Raw genomic sequence first — 23,127 nt, 5'->3', positions numbered from 1 at the left:
TTTTATAACTAAAAATACGATAGCGCTATGTTTACGGTAACACAACCATTATTGACAATTTGTGCACTGAACACTAAAATTGAATTAATTTAATACATACCAATCCGGTTATATGCGCCAATGAGAGGACGGTGAGGATTGTGAAGTTTCAAGAAGTAATCCGCCTCATAGGCAAGAGCTCTGATATACAGGTTATTTCAGAATCCACAAACCATGATATTGCTAACATTCGCTTGTGGGAGCAGGGTAAAAGCAAGAGCAACGGCTCCACCTTATATTTTAGTGCCGATGCACAACCGACAATCTGGCCGGATAATTTTATCATAGTCTCTGACTGCATTCCGGAGCCACTCCACGGCTCTCCGCGCAACCTTGCGGTTATACCATCTGATAATTTTGCAAAAGTCTTCAATATACTGCAGGATGCACTTACCGACAGCAGCTCAAACAAGTTCTACAATTATCTGGTCGAAGTCGCTGACGAGGTCAAGAGCACGGAGGCTCTGATAGACGTCGCTTCACAGTCTTTCAACGCATCGTTGATACTGATTGACCGTGATTTCAGGATTATCGGTTACTCCACCCAAATTCCGGTGACCGACCCGATCTGGTCGGAAAATATCAAGAAGGGTTACTGCGATTACGAATTTGTAAGCGAGGTCAAAAAGCTCAAATCCGTGCAGATGGCTGATAACAGTACCCTCCCTTTTGAAGTTACGTGTCCTTCCTCGCCATACCGCAAGCTCGCCTGCCCGGTGTACTGCAAAGACGCCTGGGTCGGCTCGCTAATTCTGATTGAAGGAGAAGGTACATACCATTGCAGCCACAAGGATATGCTGCAGACACTGAGCGGTATCGCCGGCTACTCGATAATCGCGCACTCTCCGCAGCTCCTGTACCGAACCAGCAATTACTATAACTTTCTGTACAACCTGCTCATCGGTACACCTATCGAAAATTTACCGGAGGCTTATAGAAACCTCAAGTTTGCCGATACGATACGGCTGATGTATTTCCGTGCCGACAACAACGCGGATAACTTCGTCAAGGCTTCTCATGTTATAGACCGGCTACACAAGTTGCTCCCAGACGCTCACGTGCTCTCGCAGCACAACGCAATCATAGTGGTTTCTAATGCAGCAGGGCAACCGGCGCTATCCGATTTGATTGAAGTATTTCCACCTGCTTGTGCTGTCAAGGTCGGTGTCAGCGGCAAGTTCCACGACATCCACCTGCTCCGAAAAGCCCTCAATGAAGCGCAAGACGCCCTTGAGGTCGGCTTCAGACTTCACTCGGATTACAGCGTTTTCAAATTTGAAGATTACAGCACGTACATCATGCTTGAACACCTGTCACGGACCGAGGATATTTCTCGTTACAGCAACCACGTCATCCAACAGCTGCAACGCTACGACGAAGCCAACGGGACGGAGCTGCTGCATACGCTGAGCACCTATGTCAACTGCAATTGCAGCATCAAGGAGACCGCAGCTGCGATGTTCATGCACCGCAACAGCGTCATCTACCGACTCAACAACATCCGCAAAATATGCGACGTCAATCTTGATGATCCCGACACGCAGTTCAGTATACGGTTGTCGTTCTGCATATTAAAGCTCGGCAATACAGAGTCTTAGAGTCAGTCACATGGCTGGCTCTTTTTTTAGCAGCTTTCATCGAAATTCATTATGTATTAATTTGTATTTATAATAACTCTAAAGGCTAAATCTGCGGATAATCTATATTGACAATATCGTATTACGATATTACAGTATAATTATAAGTATCGTATTACGATATTACCGCTATCATGAAGTGGAGAGCTAATTATGGCCAAGAAATCGCTGGAACCTCTAACCGAACCGATGTTCTACACACTGCTCTGTTTCCACCGCTCGGAGATGTGCGGAACCGAGATATCGAGCTACGTGAACGACCTAACTGAAGGAAGAGTCAAGCTGGGTCCGGGAACGCTGTACTCGCTCCTATCACTCTTTCAGTCAGAACATTTAATCGAGAAGCTGCCTGCCGAGGGCAGACGAATCTCCTACAGGATAACGGAGCGCGGAGAGAAGCTATATCAACAAGAAATTAACAGATTAGAAACATGCTTAAGAGATGCGCAGAGGTGAAACAATGGACGCTAAGAAAAAATACAAATTTAATCCATTCATGCTCCAGGATTTATTCTACGAGCAAATTTGGTTAGAAGACTTGGCTAAAAAGGGTCTCCTGCTTACCGAAAACGGTTCCCTTTTGTTTAAATTTGTAGTAAACGAACCAACGAACCGCAGATACCGCATTCTCCCTTATAGGCAGGGTAAGATCTCTGATGAAGAAAAGCTCCTGTATGAATCGTGCGGCTGGAAAATTATCTACGGGTCCTTATATTCTACGATTTTCTACTCAGACGATTCAGATGCTCCCGAACCTTTTTCGGATATATTGAGCAAGAAGCAGTACTATATGAATTGGCTTATCCATACCCTCATACAGTTCATTGTTGCAATATGCTTGATAGCATATATTAACCGAAGATTATTTCTGGGATTTTTGACTCCTTCAGAAACGGTATACAGTTTGGCAGATCAGAATATGATCATCATAGTGTTGAATCTGTTAGTGATACCTTTTGTTTTTTTTGCACTTGCCACAACTATAGCAAAGTACCTGAATTTCTTTTGCAGGTTGCGAAGTGAAAAAGCTGTCACCATAAAGGGGTACAAAGGCGTCTATCGCTTCAACATCTTTTATTACACTTTAGTTTTTGCAATAGCAGTTGCATGCATAATCGTTCCCCCTGCCAGTTTTGAAAGCGACAGCTCTTCGGACAACATCAAGTATCTGAAATACCGCAACAAAGAGATGGTTCGGTACTCCGAATTTGCACCGACAGAATGGCAGGTTATTCGGGACGCCATTCTGAAACATGAGGATACAAACATCATATATTCGTTTAAGGAGACGCATAGTGCACTTATTCCTAGGATTTCGCACGAATCCTTATCTATCTCAGATGAGCCTGAAGATGAAAGAGCTGACAAAACAGATGATAAGATAGACACCAAGACCGCATCTCCAGACTCTATATCCTATGACATTTATCTGTATAAGGCTCGAAATGCCAATGTTGCAAAGCATTTCATGGCACATGACATGGTTAATCAGGTTGAAGGTTTCGGTACTACGCTTTCTAAGCGGGATAAGCGTACCATGCAGTTTAATTATAAGGGGCTGGACTACGCTGCATATTTTAAGTCTTCTGGAGAACTGCAAATGCAATTCTTATTCCTCAGAAAAGACAATAAATACGAAGCAATAATATACAGCGGGCCGGTCGATCTCAGAGCTAAGGTTGATTTATTCGCAAGTAAGCTGCTGTAGGTTCATCGCTAATTGAGATAAACAACCCCACTCTTAAGATACAATGCACCTGCAAGCGGTATCCAGCTCCAGCATTAGGTGCAAAATTATGTTTGTTCGGCATGCTTTGTTCCTTGCAAAATATGCCGATAGGGACTTCATGCACATTCACTAATCATTAATTTATCAATTTTTATTATTCTCCTAGCCCGATTCATGGTAGAATAATAAAAATTTAACATTTTAACATTTCATACAGAAAGTTGGTATTGCATGAATAGCTATAACGAAAATACGAAAGGAAGGTCACCAAGGCTTCCTAAGCTGTGGGAATCAATTCTGACGTTTGTCCTGCTGATTGCAGTGATGGCAGTTGGAATTATCGTCTTTGAGACTGATCCGCATGTACCCATGTTCATCGGCGTAATTTCGGCCGCTGTCATGGCTTTAATATTGGGCTACAAGTGGGAGCAAATCGAACAATTCATGGTAACGGGTATATCGAGGGCCATGCCTTCCATCATGATATTAATCGTAATCGGTATCCTTATCGGAGTGTGGATTGTCGCCGGTGTAGTTCCTACGATGATTTACTTTGGACTCAAGCTGCTCTCCCCGAGCATCTTTCTTGTCGCGGCTCTCCTCATTTGCTCCATAACATCACTCGCAACCGGAACATCATGGGGTACTATGGGGACCATGGGACTGGCTCTAATCGGAATAGCTCACGGACTCGGCATCCCTGCCGCTGCCGCCGCCGGCGCTGTCATATCCGGAGCTTATTTTGGAGACAAGATGTCACCATTATCTGACACAACCAATTTAGCCCCTGCGATGAGCGGTACAAATGTATTCTCACACATTCGCTTTATGATGCTGCCTACGACTATAACGTATGGTATTTGTCTTATATTCTTCGCAGTTCTGAGCTTTAGATATTCTCAAGGGCTGGGAAATGCTTCAATTTCATCAGTCGAAATGATAAGCAACGGGTTGAAAAACAATTTTAATGTAAATCCACTTCTTCTCCTTCCGCCTATAATTGTAATTATAGCAGTTATCAAGAAAATTCCGGCGTTACCGGGCATTGTCCTCGGAATACTGTCAGGTGCTGTTCTCGGAATGATCTTACAGCGAGGCGACTGTACACTCGGCGATATTCTTAATTGCGGAATGAACGGATTTACAAGCGAAACCGGAGTAGCATCAATTGACAAGCTTCTGTCGACCGGCGGAATCAAGAACATGCTCTTTTCCGTTTCACTCACTATTATTTCTATGATGTTCGGCGGAATAATGGAGGAGACGCATCAGCTCGATGTCATAGTAGATAAAGTGCTGAAGCTGGTAAAGAGTGATGGCGGACTTGTAGCTTTGACTGAGGCCACCTGCCTTGCGAGTAACGCTACAATGCCGGAGCAGTACATTTCAATCGTTGTTCCCGGACGAATGTATGCAAAATCATATGAAGAAAGAGGTTTGAGTCCGACGACTCTAAGCAACGCGCTTGAGAATTCGGGAACAGTGACATCCGCACTGGTGCCTTGGAATACCTGTGGAGCATTTATCAAAACAACACTTCAGATAAGCACCGTCCAATACCTGCCTTTCGCAATATTTAACTACCTGATGCCTATTGTCAATATAGCTCTTGCCTATGCAGGTATTACAGTTGCAGATTCGAATGGCAAGAGAAAGCGCAGCTTTCGCAAGTCATAAACCTCCGAACAGGATTTATTGATTTAATCTCAGGGCAGCTTCTGCTAAGGTAAATTACAAATAAATTGTCCGGCTAATTGTAAACTGATTAAACATCATACTCACTGATTTTAATGACTATGGCGTTTTTAATACAATTAATATTCTTGAAAGTCGGAAATTTTAACAGCTGCCGCATTTCACTTAATGCGGCAGCTTCATACAATGGAACTTCAGTTCATATTCATCATAGAATATCAGTATTCATTTCCTTCGTGAAGAAGCTTATAGCCATCTTCATCGTGCAGATACAAGCCTTCAAGATCTTCCGGCTGTTCTGCTATAAGCTCTGCAATATTATCTAATTCAAACATGACGCATATTCCGCACGATGCGCTCAAGGCGCGCGGAACAGGCATCAGTTCCGCCTTGGAATCTATACTTTTTTGCATCTTATGGAATGTCTGAGCGCCATAGTGAGTGTAAAAAGTAGCTATATACATTACTTTAGAGTGATAAGATAATCACCTTCCGGCGTCTCTACATATTCCATAGTTAGATTATTGTTAGCTGCAAATCTCGAGATATTTTTGACCGGAGTCATATTATCTACCAGGATTTCTACCGGAGTTCCTTCCTTTACGGCATTTTGAGCCATGATTACAGGTTCCGGGCACGAATAGCCTCTTGCATCTACCTTAGTCATCCTACGCCTCCTTAACTTTTCTGACATTCATCAGACCTATGATAACAGTTACGATAATACCGAAAATAACAGCAATCTTGCCATTTGGAGTAGGTCCCAGCGGCGAAGAAGCTAGAGCGAAATTGTGGCAGAAAGCTGCACCGACAATCATTCCGAGCACTGCAACGCCTGAGTCTGCATTTCCGGTACCTGAAAGTACGACCTGACGAAGAGGGCAGCCGCCGAGCAGGCAGGAACCCAGCCCCACGAGCACCATGCCGAGGAAGTTCCAAAGAGCATCATTAAACGCGATAGGCTGCTTGTCGAAGCCTGCGTGGAAATTGCCAAGAATAAGATTTCCAACGATTGCTGCTACGAAGATTGCGATAAACCCGGACAGTAGATAAAAATCCTTGAACAGGATCGCATCACGAAATCCTCCTACCATGCACAGTCTCGTGCGCTGTGCGAGGACTCCGACTACAAGCCCTGCAACCAAAGAGATTGCGAGCGGAGCACGCATAGCACCCGGTCCCAGCTTGCTGAACACCAGAAGTGCCGGAAATGCGCATAGAATAACCAGCAAAACAACCGTGATTGCGGGCATAGCAGCACCTTCTGCGATTCCGAGCGGAACGGATTTCTTGAGGGTAAAGCCTTTCCTTAAGAACAGGATTCCTCCAACGATTCCTACTACGAATCCGATTAAACCAATTATTGCGTTCCAGTCGCCACCCGCGATTCTGAGAATCATTCTGAGCGGGCAACCCAGGAACATCAGTGCACCAACCATAACAAAGAATGAAAGCACAAATCTTGTCATCGGTGATGAGCCACCACGAACCTTAAATTCTTTACTGCCGAGCGACATTGCAAATGCACCGAGAATAAGTCCGATAATTTCCGGACGAGCATACTGCACAACAGGAGCGCTATGAAGCTTGAGTGCACCCGCTGTGTCACGCAAGAAGCAGGCAATACAAAAGCCCATGTTTGCAGGGTTGCCGTACTTAACGAGAAGTATTGCAGCCGCACCGACAATGAGCCCTGTAATGATAATCAGAGTACTTTTTTCCTTTTTCATTGTTTCCTCCTTGTTTTAAATATATCGATTGATCATATCGAGTATATCAAACAAGGATTTTGTATAAAAATTAGTAATTTTTATATTGCGAGGCAAGTATCAATATTTTCAATAACAATTTATTTTAATCGAGCTTTAGAAAATATTTGTCGCAAATCAGCATCCTCAATTCTCGTAAATCCTCTTCATCACAGCCTTGTACTTCTCGACCCTGTCACAGACCTCTGCCGCCGGATGTTGAATACGGCTGATATCCATGTTGCGCGCCGGCCGGTAAGCTTGCCAGTTGAATAATCGATGAGGAATACACTGCTTTCTCAACCACCATCCGTTATTTTATGCGTCTACTGACACAATAATCTTTCCGTTTACCTTTCCGCTGTCAAGAGCTATGCAGGCAGCCCCGATGTTTTCAAAATCATATGTCGCTCCGATCAGAGGTCTCAGCTGATGCGCGTCCATAAAATTAAAAATATCCTGCATGATCTGCACCGTTGACCTTCCCTTGAAGGCTTCCCTCATCCGGAATACACTCATCACATCCGGCCTTCTTTAACCGCTGAATCTTTGCTTCTCTGTGTGTCGTTCCGACAACCTTGCAGCCTAAAGCCTTTGCAAGCTGAATCGCAACATATCCGAGTGAGCAGGTCGCTCCGCGCACCAGCAGCTTATCCTCTTTTGTCAGGCGCAGACACTGAAACAGCGAGCCCCATGCCGTAAAATATGTCTCCGGAATTGCAGCCATTTCCTCCCACGAAAGTGCCGACTCTACCGGGAACACATGATGAATGGGAAGAAGGGCATACTCAGTATAGCTGCCGTTAAAACTCCTGCCCATACCTCCCATAAGGGCTACGACCTTCTGTCCCGTACTCCATCCGCTATCGGATTCACATGCAATTTCTCCGACACACTCAATACCGGGGACAATTGGCTTCCGGATGTAGTTGTTCAGGATTTCAAACTCGCGGAGAATCTCCTCGGAATGATTCATACCGAAGGCTTTCACCTCGCTATCGCTCGGTAAATCCGCTGCTAAAGCAGATACAATACAAACGCCTGCAAGTCGCTGAATATAAGCAGTTTGCAGGCGTTTATCATTGGAGCTACTGGCGAGAATCGAACTCGCAACCCCTTCATTACGAGTGAAGTGCTCTACCATTGAGCCACAGTAGCATCTAAAAGTTGCCAGTAAAGTATATAATAAAATCAAGGATTTATCAACGCCGCATTTTCATTATCATTTTGTTCCATGCTATAATAATCTCGGCAATAATCTCGGTGACTGCATAAGAGCAAAGGTTTAGAAAACGTAAAATTACAGCATTTGATATTTATTGCACATGTGCAATGTATGGCACATGTACGTGATACACCGGGACGACACAGAGCACACGCTGCACAGTACTCGTGTTCACCGGAAATTGTCCATTACGTGTTATGAATCACACGACAAACGATAAACGATGAGGAAACAAATGACCGAAATAGAGGCTGCACAGGTAATAGAAGATAAGAAGGTTTGCATAATTTACACCGGCGGGACAATTGGAATGTCTCGTACTGACAGCGGCTACGCGCCGGTCGCGGGGCACCTGCAGCAGGAGCTTGACCGCATCGATGACCTGCGCTCTACCGGCATGCCGCAGTATGAATTGGTCGAATTCACGCCACTGCTCGACTCGTCCAACATCACGTATGTACAGTGGAATATGATTGCTGAATCTATTGCGTCACGCTACGATGATTACGACGGCTTTGTTGTACTGCACGGCACTGATACCATGGCGTACAGTGCTTCTGCGCTTTCATTTATGTTCGAGAATCTCAACAAGCCGGTTATTTTTACAGGATCTCAGATTCCGCTCTGCGAGCTGAGAAGCGATGGTAAGGATAACCTGATTACTTCGATTCTGATTGCCGTTTCCGACAAAATCAACGAGGTGGCGCTATACTTTGGCCATAGGTTGTTGCGTGGAAATCGTTCCATGAAAGCGTCCGCAGACGGCCTGATTGCGTTCTCATCGCCAAATTATCCACCGCTCGCAGAAGCCGGTATCGATATCAACTACAATGCTCCTCGTCTCATGCCTAAGCCACGCGGCGAGCTGCTCGTGCAATCAATCAAGCCAGCCAAGGTAGGAGTCATCAAGCTGTTCCCGGGCATCCGGTTCGAGCTATTTGCGCCAATTGTGACGCACGAGCTCGATGCGCTGGTGCTTGAAACATTCGGAACAGGCAATATTCCTAATTATGACGAAGCTCTTCCGCCGCTGATTGCCCGTGCCATCTCAAACGGCACAGCAGTCGTGGTCTGCACGCAGTGCGCGCAGGGAACGGTCCGGCTCGGCGCATACGAAACGAGCTCTGAACTGGCGAACGCAGGAGCCGTATCGGGTTCCAACATGACAACCGAGGCTACAGTAGCCAAGCTGTATTACCTGTTCAGCCTCGGGCTGGAGCGCAGCGAAGTCAGCAAGCTCATCGAGACTGACCTCAGAGGAGAACTTGATCACTGACGGCGGTGCTCCTGTCTGCAAATGCATACCCTGAACTGCGTTCTTATCTTGCAAATTCAGGTTACACTATTCGCACATTCCGCAGTAGTACATGCTGATGATAATCAGGCATTACAAAATTCAGGTTACACTATTCGCACATTCCCCGAACTCAACACAGTATCGCATATCATCACAAATCGCCCGGATGTGCTGATATGCAAGCTGTTTAATTCATACCCGCTCGAAGACATCGGATCAATAATCGAAATTACTGAATAGGACGTAATTTTTTATATATAAGGCATATCATGAAACAACACGCTATCATTCCAATATTTATACCACATCTCGGGTGTCCCAACGATTGTGTTTTTTGCAATCAACGCAAGATAACGGCTCACACCGGAGCGCCCACTACGAACGAGGTACGAAAAACAATAGATACTTGGCTGGCAACCCTCGGAGAAGTTCCGACGATTGAAGTCGCTTTTTACGGCGGAAGTTTTACAGGCCTCGATATGGACGAGCAGAGTTCATACTTAGCTGTTGCCAAGGAATACAAGCATACCGGCAGGATTGACAAAATTCACATGTCAACCAGGCCTGATTATATCGACCACGAGATTTTGGATAATCTCAGGGCTTACTCCGTGGACACAATCGAGCTGGGCGTGCAATCGTTCGATGATGAGGTGCTGCGCAAATCCAATCGCGGTCACAGCGCAGCCATCGTATATGCAGCAGTCGAACTGATAAAAGAGTATGGCTTCGAGCTGGGGATTCAGCTGATGATAGGCTTACCGGGGGATTCGCCGGAGTCGTGCGTCTATTCGGCGGAAGAAACAGTCAAGCTCGCACCGTCGCTCGCCAGACTCTATCCTACTATCGTCATCGATGACACCGAGCTGCTTGAGATGTATAAGCGCGGCGAATACGAGCCTCTCAGCCGCGAGGAGGCTGTGACTCGCACTGCTGCTATGTACAGGATTCTCGATGATGCCGGAATCACGATTATGCGCGTTGGACTAAAGAGCACGGATATAATCGGTGAAGGTGGAGCTATCAACGGCGGTACATATCACCCGGCCTTCCGCCAGCTTGTCGAGGGACGCATCGCTCGCGACAGGATTGAGCCTGAACTCGCCGCAATCTCAAGAGCAGCTGAATCTATTCCTGCATATTCAGCTGCATCCAATTCATCAACCGAACCTCTCCTGTCAGATTCTACAGCTACCGTTCATGCGAATACATGTGTCCCTGCTCGTACCAAGGTGGATATCTTCTCGTCGCCGACCTGGTACTCGAATGCGGTCGGCAATAAGGGAGAGAACAAGAAGTATTTCGACTCCAAATTCCCGGAATTGAACATCAAATTCCGGATAGATGAACAGCTGGCCCCCGGTAAGTTCAGAGTCCGGCTTAAGAAATAGCTATGATACTCGGTTATCCGCCGGCCCTGAGCTTATTTGAGCTTAGGCCGGTGTATTTTATTCGGCCTGCCTATTCCGCTTAACTGCGGTTTTCTCCTGCTTATTCGACTGGGCTATTCGTGCTTATCCGACAGCGCAACGACCTTGCACTTCTCGTCGAGGACTGCCTCCGTCGCGGCGATGTCCTTAAGTCTGCAGAGTATCTCGAGATCGTCACCCCCATTTATAATAGTCGAGCCGTGCGGGATGATCTCCTTACCGTCTCGCATTACAGATACAATCAGGCTGCCCTCCGGCAGACCCATGTCCATAACAGCACGCCCGTCCATGTGCGATCCGTAATGGACACTCGAATCGATTACGACCTTGCGCTCGCGGATTGAGATGCGCTTCTTAATATATTTCTTGTCTTCTTTGTTATACACATCTGTCAAATACTCATGATCCGGCATTATATCTCCACTTTCCGACTTCACGCGCTGTCTGCGGTGCATGAGCTGGTCGTACACAGGCTCTCCGCCGAGCAAATCAGCCACAACGTAGGCAACAAGCGAGGTTGCAACCAGAGATAGCAGAGTCATGAAGTTGCCCGTCATCTCAGTGATGAGAATTACTCCCGTAATCGGAGCACGCACTATCGCTGAGAAATATCCCGCCATCGCAATTATGACGAAGCCCTTGATGTAATACTCCTCTACGCCAAATACATTGCTCAAAAAAGTCGAATACAGTCCTCCTGTGATTGCTCCGATGACCAGCAGCGGGAGAAAGATGCCGCCCGGGGTGCCGGTACCGAAGCTGCCGGTCGAGAAGAAAAATTTTGCGCCGAGCAGGATGGCGAGCGCTCCCAGCGCAAATTCCCCTGAGCTTATAGCCTCTACGAGGTCGTTGCCGCTGCCGAGAACTGCCGGGTAGATGAACATCATCAGAAAAGATACCATCATCATAATGCCTATGCTGATGAAGCTGCTGTGAAATCTCCCAAATAAGTCCTGCATCTTATCCAACGTCTTGTTGTAGATGACTCCAAATACGCCGAGTATCACACCGAGCAGGATTACCGCCCAGTAGAGGCGCAACGGGATCCTGTGATCTACGTTGAAGTTGAATACCGGCTGCAAGCCGATGATATTGACCGCCACATAGTCGGCCGCCGCGCTGGCTGCCATGGTGGATATGAGGACCTCTGCCGAGAAATTCTTGTGCAGCTCCTCTAGAGCAAACAGCACTCCGGCCAGCGGAGCTCCGAACGCGGCGGCTAGTCCCGCGCCGGCGCCACAGCTCATCAGCAAGCGTTCCTCAGTCAGCAGTGCATTTTTCCGGCGCGCGAAGCCCTTGCCGATCATACCGCCCAGCTGAATGCTCGGGCCCTCTCTACCGAGAGCCAAGCCGCCGCCGATAGCCAGAATGCATCCCGCAAACTTGGCGAGCAGCACCTTGCGCCAGTTCTGATCCTCCAGCCCCTTCAGCTCGCCCTCAATCTGCGGGATGCCGGATCCCGAAATATCCGGTTCAAAGCGGAGTAGCCAATTGAGAATCCAAGCTAGCAGAATCAATGCCAGCATGATAGCAAATGCGTAGATAGGTCTGACCTTGACCAGCTGAACAGCCAACCCGCGGACGTGGTCGGCTTTGACCAGCAGCAGTCGGAAAGCCGCAATAACCAGACCGACAAGGATGCCGACCACCACCCCCTCCAGGATGAGCTTGTATTTGAATTTCTGCTTCTGCTTAATATTGCGAACTACGTAGCTCTTGTCTTTATTGCGCTTGGCCGTCATGCCTGTTCCTTTCGTTTTTATCAATTATTATGTTAATCATCAGTGCAGATTGGTGAAATGCGAGCCGCGTCGCCAGCTCCCCCTCTCGGTGGTGCAGCCAATAGCTACGCGAGCAGCTTTCTCTTCAGCCTGCAACAGGAGCCACACCGGTGACCTGAGCTTCGGGCTACAATAAGGCTGTACCGGCAGCTCGAGGAGCTGCAATCAAGGCTGCGCCGGCAATCTGCCGCTGCGGATCTGCCTGCCGCGCTTCTTGCACTCTATGCTAATATCCCAAAAGGCAGCAGTCCCCTGCGGAACTGCTGCCTCACTATTTCTCCAAAACAATCACTTGGAATAGAGATCGCTGGTCGAGAACTCAGGATTTGAAGTCATGTCGATTCCGAGCGACTTCAGAGTCTGCTCATCTCTCTGGCTCAGGATCGCAGTGCTGTGAGCCCTGCATCCGCGCAGGCTGGGGAGCTTTTTGAGCGCAAGCTCAGCAGTCGGATTAGTCATTGTGGACATAGTTAAGGCCATGATTATTTCCTCGCAGCTAAGACATGACTTGTCACCGAAGAAGTCGACATTCATCTTCTGCAGACGTTCCAGTACCTGTGATGAGATAACCGGAATGTTATCGGATAAACCTGCAAGAGTCTTCACTGCATTCAGAATCATAGCTGCGGACGCTGCCATCCTATGTGAGCTTCTGCCTGTAACGATTTTACCGTCAGGGAGCTCGATTGCTGCCACGATTACATTATCGTAGCGTTCACTCTCGGCGCGCTTCTTCTCCGCATAATCCTCCGCAGGTGCCACAACCTTGCGGTCGTAACGAGTCGCGTCAACCTCCTCCATGAGCAGCTTTGTGCGTTCAAGCACAGATTCGTCAATCTTGCCCTTCTTATATGAAACTTCTGCAAGAAGGTACCTTCTGATGATTTCCTGCTTGGCAGCCTCACGGCACACATCATCGTCGACGATGCCGAAACCGGCGCGATTTACACCCATGTCGGTAGGTGACTGATACACGTCTACATCTCCTGTAATCTTGTCCAGGATTCTCTTCAGTACGGGGAAAGCCTCAATATCTCTGTTATAGTTAACAGCGGTCTTGCCATAAGCCTCCAGATGGAACGGATCGATCATATTTACATCCTTGAGATCTGCAGTTGCTGCCTCGTAAGCGATATTAACCGGATGCTTGAGTGGCAGACTCCAGATTGGGAAAGTCTCGAACTTAGCATATCTGGCCTTTGTGCCACGCCTGTATTCATGGTATACCTGCGACAGCGAGGTTGCCAGCTTGCCTGAACCGCCTCCGGGGCCGGTAACGACGATGAGCGGCTTGGTTACCTCGATATATGGATTTGCTCCGTATCCCTCATCGCTGACGATCGTATCCACATCCGTCGGATATCCCTTTGTAAAGTAGTGCTTATAAGTGCGAATTCCACGGCGCTCAAGCTTGTTGATAAACATGTTGACCGATGGATTGTTCTCGTATCTGGTAACTACGACCGAATTGATTCCCAGATCATAGCTGCGGAAAGCGTCAATGAGTCTCAGCACCTCAAGGTCGTACGTGATGCCAAAATCCTGTCTCGTCTTGCTTGAGATGATGTCTCCTGCGTAGATGCAGAGGATAATCTCCGTTTGATCTTTCATGCGGTTCAGCAGCTTGATCTTGGCGTTCTCGTCAAACCCTGGCAGCACTCTCATCGCATGCTTGTCCTGCACAAGCTTGCCCCCAAACTCCAGATACAGTCGTCCGTTGCCGTCCTCAATTCTCTTGAGGATGTATTTCGATTGCTCCTCGATATACTTTTCCGCACTAAAACCGACACTTTCCATTTTATTTTTAATCCTTTCTACATATCCATGAACTGTCAAAAAACAATCCGCAATTCCACCTTCTTATCTCCGGTCTCTAGCTCGGTTTAACCTCAATTTCAAGCTTGTTCCTGACGTTGATGAACGGCTCCATCTTGATCTTATAATCCGCAAAGATTTTGCCATATCCCTCATCGTCCAACGAAGTTTCAATCTTATTTGTATAAATCTCCATCTCGAGGTTTCCGGCCGGGATCACGTATTTAGTGATATTTAGGATTCCTTCTTCCAGCTGCATGTCCATCATGCCGGAGTCCTCATCCTTGCCGTATCTCCTGATACGAAGCTTATCGTTTCCTTCGAGTTTAATAATAGTCTTGGTATTCTGAAGTCCCGCATCCTCGGTTTCGTCATATGCTATGTACATAGTCCTGCCCTTGTTGTACAGGAAACCTTCTGTCGTCAACTCGATGTTATCCTCCAGGTTAAGCTCTCTTGTAAAGGTCTCCCCCTTCGGTTCGAGGCTTTCCGAGTATTGGTTGTTCGAAATTACCAGATTTACACTTTTTTTGCCCGTCATGAATTCCTCTCTTACGCTTCGGCAGCGACCGATGCAGCGATTTCCTTCGCCAGCTGTGCGACTGCTTCGGCAGACTCATCCTTAACGGATGACCTGATTGTAACGATATCCCCTATAAATTCTATGTTCTTAAGCCCCTCAAAGAATTCTTTAATCAGCTTGCCGCACGTAGGATTCCATGAGCCGTTCTCGATGATCCCGACCTTCTTGTTGCATACACCCATCGATTTCATCTCAGCCAACGCCTCCTCCATCTTGACAAAGATGCCGTTGTTATAGGTCGTACAAGCGATAACGATGTGGCTATATCTAAACGCCTGTGGCAGCACATCCATTGGATCCCAATGTGATACATCCATCAGTTTCATGCGCGTAACGCCGCCCTCAGCGAGCTCGCAAGCGAGAATCTCAGCCGCATTCTTGGTGTTGCCGTAAGGAGACGCGTAGAGAATCAGAACACCGTTCTCCTCCGATTCATAACGCGCCCACGTCAGGTAAGCGTTGATATACTTCTCAAAATCCTTGCGGATGATAAATCCGTGCAGTGGGCAAATCCTCCGGATGTCGAGACCTCCCACCTTGCCGAGCAGCTTCTCCGTAAAGCTGCCGTATTTGCCGACGATAGTCGTGTAGTATTTGCGAGCGGAGGGTAACCACTCCAGCTCAAAGTCATAGGCATCTGCAAAAATGTTGCCGTCGTGAGCTCCAAATATTCCGAAGGCGTCCGCCGAGAACAGCGAACCTGTCGTCTTCTCGAATGTCACCATAACCTCCGGCCAGTGAACCATAGGAGCCATATAGAATGATAAGGTGTGTGCACCCGTACAAAGCTCATCTCCTTCCTTAATCTCTATGAAAAATTTGTCAACATCCCATGTCACATACTGCTTGACCATCTGCTTGGTCTTCTTGCTGCCGACAACCTTGGCCTCAGGATGCCTCATAATCAGATCCTCAAGTGAAGCACTGTGATCAGGCTCTACGTGATTGACAATCACATAGTCGAGAGGTCTGCCCTTTAGCATATAGTCAACATTCTCATAGAAAACCTTTGCTACCGACATATCAACTGTGTCGAGCACTACGGTCTTCTCATCATCTATAAAATATGAATTGTACGCCATCCCATCTTTCATAGGGATTGCTCCCTCGAAGACAGACATCTTACGCTCATTGCCGCCAATCCACCAAATACCGTCTGTAACCTTGTAAGCGCAATGCATTTCGTACCCTCCTACTATCTAAACTTAAATGCACATAATGCATCAATCATATGGGTAGATTATACTACTTTGTTAAGCGTTTCATCAACTTATAAAGTCTTCAACCGCTTTATATCTCATGGATTTATCACTGTTTTTATCCGCCGGAAAATTCAATGCTTTTAAACTCTCACATAAAAAACATATTTTACCACTATTAACTCGCAATTTACACTATATAATAACTACGAAATGAAATTTTTTGAGGAGAAAGCTTATGAACGAAATGGATCAAAACACTCCAAGAGAGAATAGCAATACGCTCCCTCGAGAAAGCGATCCTACAATAGAATCCTCCATGAAGGAGCCACAGCAGGAATACTGGCAAGATTACGACTCTGTCTATGACGTTGCCAACACCCGACTGCCCGAAGAATCGGAGGTCAAGAAGGAATGGGGCAGCTATGCACCGGACGATGCGACAAATTTCATGTCGAGAGATGACTCATCCGATGGAGATACCTACAGCGCGGCACATGAAACAGCTTTTGATGGCCAAAAGTCCGGCGCGGCCGAATACTCTGAGACCGCAGCACCTGAACCTAATTTTGTGCTGGTTGATGAAAACAGCGGGCTTCCTGCCATGAGCAGGCACAGGCGATATTCGCAGCCCGACACCAGCGTTAATGCAGATGCAACTGCAGCCAACAATTCCGGCGATGCTATGTATACAAGGATGCATAGTGCGGGGGGCGAACCCCCGGAGCCTGATTATGGAAATTATACAGGGGCAGAGTCTGAGCCATATCACGAAAAACACGCCGCTAAGGAGCAGGGAGTTTATCACAGCTGGAACGGATTTCAAGCCTCTGCGAGCGGCACGACGAATGGCACGTCAGCTGCGAATGCAGGAGCGTACCCCGGATTTGCTCCGGGGCAGAGCACCGGAAACAGTGCCAATGCGCATAGCTATGTAACCAAGCGATTCTTTGTGCTGATCCTGATCGTCGCGATGGTGCTTACAGCGGCACTAAGTTCGACAATTGCGTTGTATTTTGCCAACAGAGGACCAAGCTATAAGAACCTTTCGAGCTCATCGCTACAGAGCGCTACCGGCAGCAAGCTGACCATCGGCGAGATAGCCGACAAGAACGCAGACTCGGTAGTCGAGATCAACACGACTGTCGGCAGCACGGGACAAGGCGCCGGCAGCGGAGTAATCGTCAAGGAGAATGGCTACATTGTAACCAATTATCACGTTATCGACGGGGCGACAACAATTGCTGTAAGACTTCACAACGGCAAGAGCTACTCGGCCAATGTCGTGGGCTACGATGCTCAGACTGACATCGCCGTCCTCAAAATTAATGCCTCCGGTCTCAACGCGGTTACACTCGGCAGGAGCAGCAAGCTTGCCGTCGGCAGCTTAGGGGTTGTGATAGGAAATCCGCTCGGAAAGCTGGGGGGAACAGTCACGTCAGGAATCATCAGTTCTAAGGATAGAAAGATTGAACTTGAGGGAAGGACTCGCACCTTGATTCAAACTGACGCTTCAATAAATGAGGGTAATTCCGGAGGAGCCTTATTTAACGGCAGTGGCGAGCTTGTTGGAATAGTCGTGGCTAAGGGCTCCGGTGCCGGTGTAGAAGGCCTTGGATTTGCAATCCCGATTGATTCAATAGCATCTTCAATTGATGACATCATTGAACATGGCACCGTAAAGGGTAAGCCGATGGCCGGGATCTCCATCTACGATGCTCCCGTTGAAAACAAAGAAACCGGCAAATCGTCCAAAGCCGTAATTATCGCCGAGGTTAAGGGGCAAAATGCAAAGGATGCAGGTCTAAAGAAGGGCGATCAGGTAGTGTCCATCAATAATGACAATGTATCAACTTCAGAGGAGTTGATTTCTGCAATACAAGGACATCGCATAGGTGATACTGTCAAGCTGGGAATAATACGTGACGGCAACAAGCTTTCAGTTTCCCTTAAACTGCAGAGCTCGGTGGATATCAAATAAAACTTACTTTTCTCGTTATTAATGCTATAACTGACACCGGATTGTCAGGCCGGATTATCAAGAGGAATTAAGCAAGACCCCCATTCACGGACTTGGTGCTCCGGAATGGGGGTCTTGTTCAGTACAAGCTATCGTCTCTTATACCCTGTAATCATCGTCATCGCAAAGCAGGCAACCGTGGCCCAAGCGAAGAATCTATGCTTTTTCATAGTCTACCTCCATAATTTTCTTTCCAAATTTTGAAGTGCTTTTCAAAGTTCTTTTTGTTGTACCGTCAAGTGCACCTTTTCATAGCAATATATTTTAAAATCCTTCTTGGCTATTTACCGGATTGCTATGAGAAGTCAAATCGTTTTAAGTTACTTAATCTCCTCTTCGACTTCATCAAGCAGCGATGTTGTGCTATACAGTCCGCTTAAAATAGTAGAGCCATTGTGAAACAGTGCTGATGACGCAGGCGTCAATATGCCGGAAACTCCCAACCCGATCAGAGCTGCATTGAATGCAACGATGAATCGATAATTGTTGTCGATTCTGTTCATCAGCTGCATGCTGAGCTTACGAAGGAGGACAATCCTGTGAAGGTCATCCGACGATATGGTGATGTCGGAAATCTCACGGGCGATAGCAGCTCCCTCATTTACAGCAATTCCCACATCAGCCTCTGCCAGAGCCGGCGCATCGTTAACCCCATCTCCAATCATCATGACCTTACGACCGGCTGTGTGTTCAGCCTTTATGAATGCCAGCTTATCCTCCGGAAGCACCCCCGAACGATATTCCGTCAGATCAAGCTTCTCTGCCACCGCGGCAGCTGTTCTCTCATTGTCGCCGGTTAACATACACACCTTGGATACCCCTAAATCGTAGAGCTCCTTAATTACATCTGCAGCCTCATCCCGCAGCGGGTCAAATATACAAATTACCGCCTGTAGAACCCCGTCAATTGCCATGTAGAGATGAGAGTATGCCGTTGGCAAGCTATCCAGTTTATTCTCTTCCCCCTCGGGGACAGTGCATTTCATGTCCTCAAACACGAAGTGGTAGCTGCCGATTATTGCGTTGCTCCCGTTGATAGTGCTGGCGATTCCGTGTGCAACTACGTACTCAACCTTGGAGTGCATCTCCTCATGCGATATGTTGCGATTCCTGGCTTCAGCAACTACTGCATTTGCAACCGAATGAGGGTAATGTTCCTCCAGACAAGCCGCTATGCGCAGACTCTCAGTCTGATCAGCGTCGCCAAACGTAACTATATCTACTACAGAAGGTGTTGCGTGCGTCAGAGTTCCTGTCTTGTCAAATATAATTGTATCTGCAATTGCTGCCGCTTCGAGGAACTTACCGCCTTTGACGGCTATATCGTACTTGCTCGATTCCTTGATTGCCGAAAGCATCGATAGCGGCATCGACAAATTGAGCGCGCACGAGAAATCCACCATCAGGAAGGACAGTGCTCTGGTCGCATTGCCGGTCAGCAGATATGTTATAACTGTTCCCGCTAATGAATACGGGACCAGCCTGTCTGCGAGGTGGAATGCGCGCTCTTCAGTCTCTGATTTGAGCTTCTCCGACTCCTCGATAATCTTGACGATCTGGTCATACTTGCCGGTCCCGGCTGATTGCGCAACCTCTATCACGCAGTTTCCATCTTCGACAACAGTTCCGGCATACACATAGCCACCCCGCTCCTTGTGAACCGGAATCGACTCGCCGGTCATAGTTGACTGATTGACCGATATCGAGCCCTCAATTACCTTGCCGTCCAGCGGAATCACGTTAGATGTGCGTACGACAATCCTGTCACCGGGCTTAACCTTCTTTACGTCGATAAGCACATCGACATCCTCAGTCCGCTTCCAGACCTTCGTGATGTTGAGCGACATCGCGCTCGCCAGGTCAGTGACCGACTTGCGGCGAGTCCACTCACCCAATGTATCTCCGACATTAAGCAGGAACATTACAGACGAAGCTGTCCTGAAATCCTCCCTGAGCATCGACACTGTAATCGCCGTCGCATCGAGTGTCGCAACCTCAAGCTTGCCCTTGGATAGAGACTTGACACCCTTCTTGATGAACTTGAAGCTCTTGGCAATCGTGATTCCACGGCGCAGCCATGGAGGTAAGAACAGCTTGCTCGCATATCTGAGCACAATCATCTTCATCATCTGCTCTTGATACTCGTGGTCGAGCTCCCTGCTTGTATGCTCAGGAACCAACGCTATCGCCTCTTCATCGGTATATGAAAAATCCCTGAGCGCCGAGAGCAGCGCTTTTCGTCCGGCTGTGCCACCTCTGTATCTGATAGATGCATCTCCTGTTCTGTCGTGAATCGTAGCGTGTGTGACAAACGGCTTATTTTTTAGATAATACTCCAGAATATCTGCCTGTTCCATTGTCATCTTGTAACGGGGCAGATGGATGCGTATCCTGGAGCTTGATTCGTGAAGTATTACGAAGCGCATTACTCTGCGTCCTTAGCTTCTTCCTCTGCAGTCTGATCCCCGGTTGCATCCGCGTCTGCATCGTATGCTTCGACGATTGCTCTGGCATTCTCAACCATCATCATTTCGTCTTCAGCGTAGCGAACTGCATTCATATCCATTGCATCTTCATAGATATCCTCGCAGTTCTCTCTCAACGTTGTCGTTGTCTCCATCAGAGAATCCTTGCCACGCAGAACTGCCGCGGTGCAGTGTGTGTATACCTTCTTGGCATCCTTACTTGTAAGGATAACTTTGCCTACGGTTCCAACCAGGAAGCCTGCCGCTACGCAGCCAAAGCATTTACCGTTGATCTTACCTAAAAATTTCATATGTAACCTCCTCATTCCTGATACTCTAATATAATAATATCTTGAATTATTTCATAATATATCATCGATAAAAAACGCTAGTCAACATTAACTTTAGTTGCGGTTACCTAACTTTTCAACGCTTTTGGGACTTTTGCCGCTTTTCCGTCATACTATACATAAAAAACGCCGGCAATCATAAGCAAGGCTTAATTGCGCTGCCTGTCATACGTTATCTGACGTTTGCGAGTTATAGGACAAAACGTGCGGTCGTTGATCCCGGTAGTCGGACAATCACCGCATCGGCAACTTCAAGCACTAAAAAACGGGCAGGTGACGGTCTGCCCGCTGGAATGGAAGAAAATGAAAGGATCTACGCACATCGCGCATCAAGTTTCATCTCTTGTTATGCTTATTTGGTGAGCCACTATGCGATCACATCATTCCGTTTCCTTTATCTCTCTCCACGATAAATGCCTTTAGAGTTGCAATATGCTCCTTCGCTGCTTTTCTAGCTGCCTCCGGATCGCCGGCAACGATGGCATCGACTATCCTCTTATGCTCAACAGGCTGAATCATATACTTGCTCTGATCATCATAATATACGTAACGGAATCTCATCGAGAGCTCCTGCACCTGCTTAACCATCTGAATCAGCGTCTTATTGCCGCTACATTCAACGATGTAGTTGTGCAGCTTCTCATCGTATTCTACCATCTCGTCCCTATTATGGTTCTCAATTGCAAGCTGGTTGAGCCTTAACAGTTTATTGAGTGCCGCCTTATCCTCTTCGGTAGCCCTTTCCGCCGCAATTCCGGCAGCCAGCTCCCCAAGCGCCTCCCTTACCTCAAATACATCCTCAAGATCTTTTATCGAAATTTCCGACACATACGCACCATGTCTCGGCTCGATAACTACTAAACCTTCAGCTGCGAGTTTACGAACCGCCTCTCTGATAGGTGTCCTGCTAACATTCATCTTGTCTGCCAGTTCAATTTCCATGAGTCTTGTATGGGATTCTATCTCGCCGGTCAGAATTCTTCTCTTGAGTTCCAAATATACAAGCTCTCTAAGTGGTTTCTGAATCTGAAAATCTAACTCCATTAGTTGTACCCTCCACTCTCCGTCTTCCAGTATCTCCAAGTTGGCTCAATCCAGTTAGCAGATCCCAAGTCTGCATAGTCTGCTTCGAATCTAGTACGGTCGGTATAGTAAGCTACCACAGTCGGTCCACTGCCACTCATCAGCACTTCATCTGCGTGTAAATTCTTGCGAATCAGTTCTTCCAAAGCCCGGACTTCTTCATAATTCGCAAGCGTATATAGCTCAAGGTCATTATAGAAGATGTGATCATCAGTCTTTTTTCTCATATATGAGATTCTGTCCGGTTCCTCATCCATTGCTTCGTATACTTCCCTGGTAGAAACAGCAATTCCCGGGTTAAATAATATTACATGATATGGTCTCGGCTCAGCAGCTTCAACCACATCTCCAATTCCGGACACTACAGCGGCACTGCTCGCTTCTGCGAGTCCGGGCAGCCCATATAAAAGGGCTTTGTTCATGTACGCATTCATCATTAAAGAAAACGGTACATCCGCCCCTACACCGGCACCTATCTTCATCAGTTCTCTCAGAGAGAACGGATTGCCAAGCATGGAATTCACTCCAAGCATTGCGACTGCTGCATTTCCGCTTCCGCCGGCTATGCCCGCTGCCACAGGAAGCCTCTTCTCAATATGTATTGAGATGCATTCCATACCTCTGCTCTTCATCAGTTCAGCAACGCTTTCCCTATCGGAAACAGCCTCAATAACTGATACCACCCCTTTAACGGCAAGATTGTCCGCAGATTGTGGGATTTTCTTATTATTCGCACATAAGTATATGTTAGTTTTAACAAAAAAACAACGAAAACTGTAATTTTTTGGTAAATTCGCTTCTATTTTCAAGGTGTCACATAAATTGACCCCCTGCATGAACGACCTGATGTCATGATAACCATCCGATCGTCGGGATAGCACGTATAGCGAAAGGTTGATTTTTGCATATGCATTAAGCTCAAGTGCCTGTGCTGTAATCACTCGTGTATTCATAACACCACCCGTTACCTCAAAAAATGCGAGGATACGTCGTATCCTCGCACTAATTGTACTATTTTGTATGCAAAATGT

The 23,127-nt window shown here is 47.2% G+C and carries 21 protein-coding genes and 1 tRNA gene; 7 read left to right on the top strand and 15 right to left on the bottom strand.

All coding sequences use genetic code 11. The annotated features are described in order from the left end of the window. The first annotated feature begins 140 nt into the window (after nt 1-140). The 4 genes from HMPREF1152_RS00720 to nhaC all read left to right on the top strand — a co-directional run bounded on the left by HMPREF1152_RS00720 (nt 141) and on the right by nhaC (nt 5,082). On the top strand, nt 141-1,637 hold the full coding sequence (locus tag HMPREF1152_RS00720) for a PucR family transcriptional regulator (RefSeq protein ID WP_009643198.1): 1,497 nt from the start codon (nt 141-143) through the stop codon (nt 1,635-1,637). A 192-nt stretch (nt 1,638-1,829) separates the two neighbouring features. Then, entirely contained in the window at nt 1,830-2,132 is a 303-nt protein-coding gene (locus HMPREF1152_RS00715) for a PadR family transcriptional regulator (protein ID WP_009643276.1), read from the top strand. Between the two features lie 4 nt (nt 2,133-2,136). Then, nucleotides 2,137-3,384: a DUF2812 domain-containing protein gene (locus HMPREF1152_RS00710; protein WP_009643265.1), complete on the top strand. Its 1,248-nt coding sequence runs from the start codon at nt 2,137-2,139 to the stop codon at nt 3,382-3,384. Between the two features lie 252 nt (nt 3,385-3,636). Next, entirely contained in the window at nt 3,637-5,082 is a 1,446-nt protein-coding gene (gene nhaC, locus HMPREF1152_RS00705; protein WP_009643268.1) for a Na+/H+ antiporter NhaC, read from the top strand. A gap of 236 nt (nt 5,083-5,318) precedes the next feature. Here the strand turns inward: nhaC and HMPREF1152_RS00700 are convergent, their stop codons facing one another. The 7 genes from HMPREF1152_RS00700 to HMPREF1152_RS00680 all read right to left on the bottom strand — a co-directional run bounded on the left by HMPREF1152_RS00700 (nt 5,319) and on the right by HMPREF1152_RS00680 (nt 8,006). Beyond that, entirely contained in the window at nt 5,319-5,564 is a 246-nt protein-coding gene (locus HMPREF1152_RS00700) for a DUF3343 domain-containing protein (RefSeq protein WP_036380855.1), read from the bottom strand. Then, the gene (locus tag HMPREF1152_RS00695) at nt 5,564-5,767 is read right to left on the bottom strand and encodes a sulfurtransferase TusA family protein (RefSeq protein ID WP_009643186.1); all 204 of its coding nucleotides are present in this window, start codon (nt 5,765-5,767) and stop codon (nt 5,564-5,566) included. Before HMPREF1152_RS00695 ends, HMPREF1152_RS00700 begins: the two co-directional genes overlap by 1 nt. A 1-nt stretch (nt 5,768) precedes the next feature. Next, a complete protein-coding gene (yedE, locus tag HMPREF1152_RS00690; RefSeq protein WP_009643188.1) occupies nt 5,769-6,830 on the bottom strand; it encodes a YedE family putative selenium transporter in 1,062 nt (353 codons plus the stop codon). 165 nt (nt 6,831-6,995) lie between these two features. After that, nucleotides 6,996-7,151, bottom strand: a complete 156-nt coding sequence (locus HMPREF1152_RS09470; RefSeq protein WP_009643250.1) for a hypothetical protein — start codon at nt 7,149-7,151, stop codon at nt 6,996-6,998. Between the two features lie 15 nt (nt 7,152-7,166). Further along, a complete protein-coding gene (locus HMPREF1152_RS09785; protein ID WP_009643252.1) occupies nt 7,167-7,292 on the bottom strand; it encodes a zinc-binding dehydrogenase in 126 nt (41 codons plus the stop codon). 4 nt (nt 7,293-7,296) lie between these two features. Then, nucleotides 7,297-7,839: a zinc-binding dehydrogenase gene (locus HMPREF1152_RS00685; protein ID WP_408631968.1), complete on the bottom strand. Its 543-nt coding sequence runs from the start codon at nt 7,837-7,839 to the stop codon at nt 7,297-7,299. 92 nt (nt 7,840-7,931) lie between these two features. Next, nucleotides 7,932-8,006, bottom strand: a tRNA-Thr gene (locus tag HMPREF1152_RS00680). Nucleotides 8,007-8,308: 302 nt separating this feature from the next. On the opposite strand from HMPREF1152_RS00680, the gene ansA reads away from it, so the two are divergent. After that, entirely contained in the window at nt 8,309-9,349 is a 1,041-nt protein-coding gene (ansA, locus tag HMPREF1152_RS00675; protein ID WP_009643228.1) for an asparaginase, read from the top strand. A gap of 290 nt (nt 9,350-9,639) precedes the next feature. Further along, entirely contained in the window at nt 9,640-10,761 is a 1,122-nt protein-coding gene (locus HMPREF1152_RS00665) for an elongator complex protein 3 (protein ID WP_039883263.1), read from the top strand. Between the two features lie 113 nt (nt 10,762-10,874). Here HMPREF1152_RS00665 and HMPREF1152_RS00660 read toward each other — a convergent pair whose 3' ends face one another. The 4 genes from HMPREF1152_RS00660 to HMPREF1152_RS00645 all read right to left on the bottom strand — a co-directional run bounded on the left by HMPREF1152_RS00660 (nt 10,875) and on the right by HMPREF1152_RS00645 (nt 16,160). After that, complete coding sequence (locus HMPREF1152_RS00660) at nt 10,875-12,566, bottom strand: ClC family H(+)/Cl(-) exchange transporter (protein ID WP_156791922.1); 1,692 nt, start codon at nt 12,564-12,566, stop codon at nt 10,875-10,877. Between the two features lie 303 nt (nt 12,567-12,869). Then, the gene (locus HMPREF1152_RS00655) at nt 12,870-14,378 is read right to left on the bottom strand and encodes a DUF1846 domain-containing protein (RefSeq protein WP_009643271.1); all 1,509 of its coding nucleotides are present in this window, start codon (nt 14,376-14,378) and stop codon (nt 12,870-12,872) included. Between the two features lie 76 nt (nt 14,379-14,454). Further along, nucleotides 14,455-14,937: a DUF1934 domain-containing protein gene (locus HMPREF1152_RS00650; RefSeq protein ID WP_009643211.1), complete on the bottom strand. Its 483-nt coding sequence runs from the start codon at nt 14,935-14,937 to the stop codon at nt 14,455-14,457. A gap of 11 nt (nt 14,938-14,948) precedes the next feature. Then, a complete protein-coding gene (locus HMPREF1152_RS00645; RefSeq protein ID WP_009643223.1) occupies nt 14,949-16,160 on the bottom strand; it encodes an FprA family A-type flavoprotein in 1,212 nt (403 codons plus the stop codon). Between the two features lie 256 nt (nt 16,161-16,416). On the opposite strand from HMPREF1152_RS00645, the gene HMPREF1152_RS08810 reads away from it, so the two are divergent. Further along, the gene (locus HMPREF1152_RS08810) at nt 16,417-18,159 is read left to right on the top strand and encodes a S1C family serine protease (protein ID WP_009643232.1); all 1,743 of its coding nucleotides are present in this window, start codon (nt 16,417-16,419) and stop codon (nt 18,157-18,159) included. A gap of 359 nt (nt 18,160-18,518) precedes the next feature. Here the strand turns inward: HMPREF1152_RS08810 and HMPREF1152_RS00635 are convergent, their stop codons facing one another. The 4 genes from HMPREF1152_RS00635 to HMPREF1152_RS00620 form a co-directional block, all read right to left on the bottom strand. Further along, nucleotides 18,519-20,624 carry a heavy metal translocating P-type ATPase gene (locus HMPREF1152_RS00635; protein WP_009643277.1) on the bottom strand — a complete coding sequence of 702 codons (2,106 nt, stop codon included), beginning with the start codon at nt 20,622-20,624 and terminating at the stop codon, nt 18,519-18,521. Continuing rightward, on the bottom strand, nt 20,624-20,974 hold the full coding sequence (locus HMPREF1152_RS00630) for a DUF6110 family protein (protein WP_009643203.1): 351 nt from the start codon (nt 20,972-20,974) through the stop codon (nt 20,624-20,626). The genes HMPREF1152_RS00635 and HMPREF1152_RS00630 overlap by 1 nt, the downstream gene beginning before the upstream one ends. A gap of 414 nt (nt 20,975-21,388) precedes the next feature. After that, on the bottom strand, nt 21,389-22,057 hold the full coding sequence (locus HMPREF1152_RS00625; RefSeq protein ID WP_009643209.1) for a GntR family transcriptional regulator: 669 nt from the start codon (nt 22,055-22,057) through the stop codon (nt 21,389-21,391). Continuing rightward, on the bottom strand, nt 22,057-23,049 hold the full coding sequence (locus HMPREF1152_RS00620; RefSeq protein WP_036381746.1) for a 4-(cytidine 5'-diphospho)-2-C-methyl-D-erythritol kinase: 993 nt from the start codon (nt 23,047-23,049) through the stop codon (nt 22,057-22,059). The genes HMPREF1152_RS00625 and HMPREF1152_RS00620 overlap by 1 nt, the downstream gene beginning before the upstream one ends. Nucleotides 23,050-23,127: the final 78 nt, after the last annotated feature.

The sequence above is a fragment of the Mogibacterium sp. CM50 genome, assembly GCF_000293155.1.
In the GTDB taxonomy this organism is placed as follows: domain Bacteria; phylum Bacillota; class Clostridia; order Peptostreptococcales; family Anaerovoracaceae; genus Mogibacterium; species Mogibacterium timidum.
The sequence above is the reverse complement of the archived record's forward strand: the minus strand, read 5'-3'. Positions and strand labels throughout refer to the sequence as shown.

Excerpts from the sequence above, each read along its gene's own strand:
- HMPREF1152_RS00715 (WP_009643276.1), top strand. The coding sequence starts at position 1,830 with ATGGCCAAGAAATCGCTGGAACCTCTAACCGAACCGATGTTCTACACA.
- HMPREF1152_RS00710 (WP_009643265.1), top strand. The coding sequence starts at position 2,137 with ATGGACGCTAAGAAAAAATACAAATTTAATCCATTCATGCTCCAGGAT.
- nhaC (WP_009643268.1), top strand. The coding sequence starts at position 3,637 with ATGAATAGCTATAACGAAAATACGAAAGGAAGGTCACCAAGGCTTCCT.
- HMPREF1152_RS00700 (WP_036380855.1), bottom strand. The coding sequence starts at position 5,564 with ATGTATATAGCTACTTTTTACACTCACTATGGCGCTCAGACATTCCAT.
- HMPREF1152_RS00695 (WP_009643186.1), bottom strand. The coding sequence starts at position 5,767 with ATGACTAAGGTAGATGCAAGAGGCTATTCGTGCCCGGAACCTGTAATC.
- yedE (WP_009643188.1), bottom strand. The coding sequence starts at position 6,830 with ATGAAAAAGGAAAAAAGTACTCTGATTATCATTACAGGGCTCATTGTC.
- HMPREF1152_RS09785 (WP_009643252.1), bottom strand. The coding sequence starts at position 7,292 with ATGGACGCGCATCAGCTGAGACCTCTGATCGGAGCGACATATGATTTT.
- ansA (WP_009643228.1), top strand. The coding sequence starts at position 8,309 with ATGACCGAAATAGAGGCTGCACAGGTAATAGAAGATAAGAAGGTTTGC.
- HMPREF1152_RS00665 (WP_039883263.1), top strand. The coding sequence starts at position 9,640 with ATGAAACAACACGCTATCATTCCAATATTTATACCACATCTCGGGTGT.
- HMPREF1152_RS00655 (WP_009643271.1), bottom strand. The coding sequence starts at position 14,378 with ATGGAAAGTGTCGGTTTTAGTGCGGAAAAGTATATCGAGGAGCAATCG.
- HMPREF1152_RS00650 (WP_009643211.1), bottom strand. The coding sequence starts at position 14,937 with ATGACGGGCAAAAAAAGTGTAAATCTGGTAATTTCGAACAACCAATAC.
- HMPREF1152_RS00645 (WP_009643223.1), bottom strand. The coding sequence starts at position 16,160 with ATGCATTGCGCTTACAAGGTTACAGACGGTATTTGGTGGATTGGCGGC.
- HMPREF1152_RS08810 (WP_009643232.1), top strand. The coding sequence starts at position 16,417 with ATGAACGAAATGGATCAAAACACTCCAAGAGAGAATAGCAATACGCTC.
- HMPREF1152_RS00635 (WP_009643277.1), bottom strand. The coding sequence starts at position 20,624 with ATGCGCTTCGTAATACTTCACGAATCAAGCTCCAGGATACGCATCCAT.
- HMPREF1152_RS00630 (WP_009643203.1), bottom strand. The coding sequence starts at position 20,974 with ATGAAATTTTTAGGTAAGATCAACGGTAAATGCTTTGGCTGCGTAGCG.
- HMPREF1152_RS00625 (WP_009643209.1), bottom strand. The coding sequence starts at position 22,057 with ATGGAGTTAGATTTTCAGATTCAGAAACCACTTAGAGAGCTTGTATAT.
- HMPREF1152_RS00620 (WP_036381746.1), bottom strand. The coding sequence starts at position 23,049 with ATGAATACACGAGTGATTACAGCACAGGCACTTGAGCTTAATGCATAT.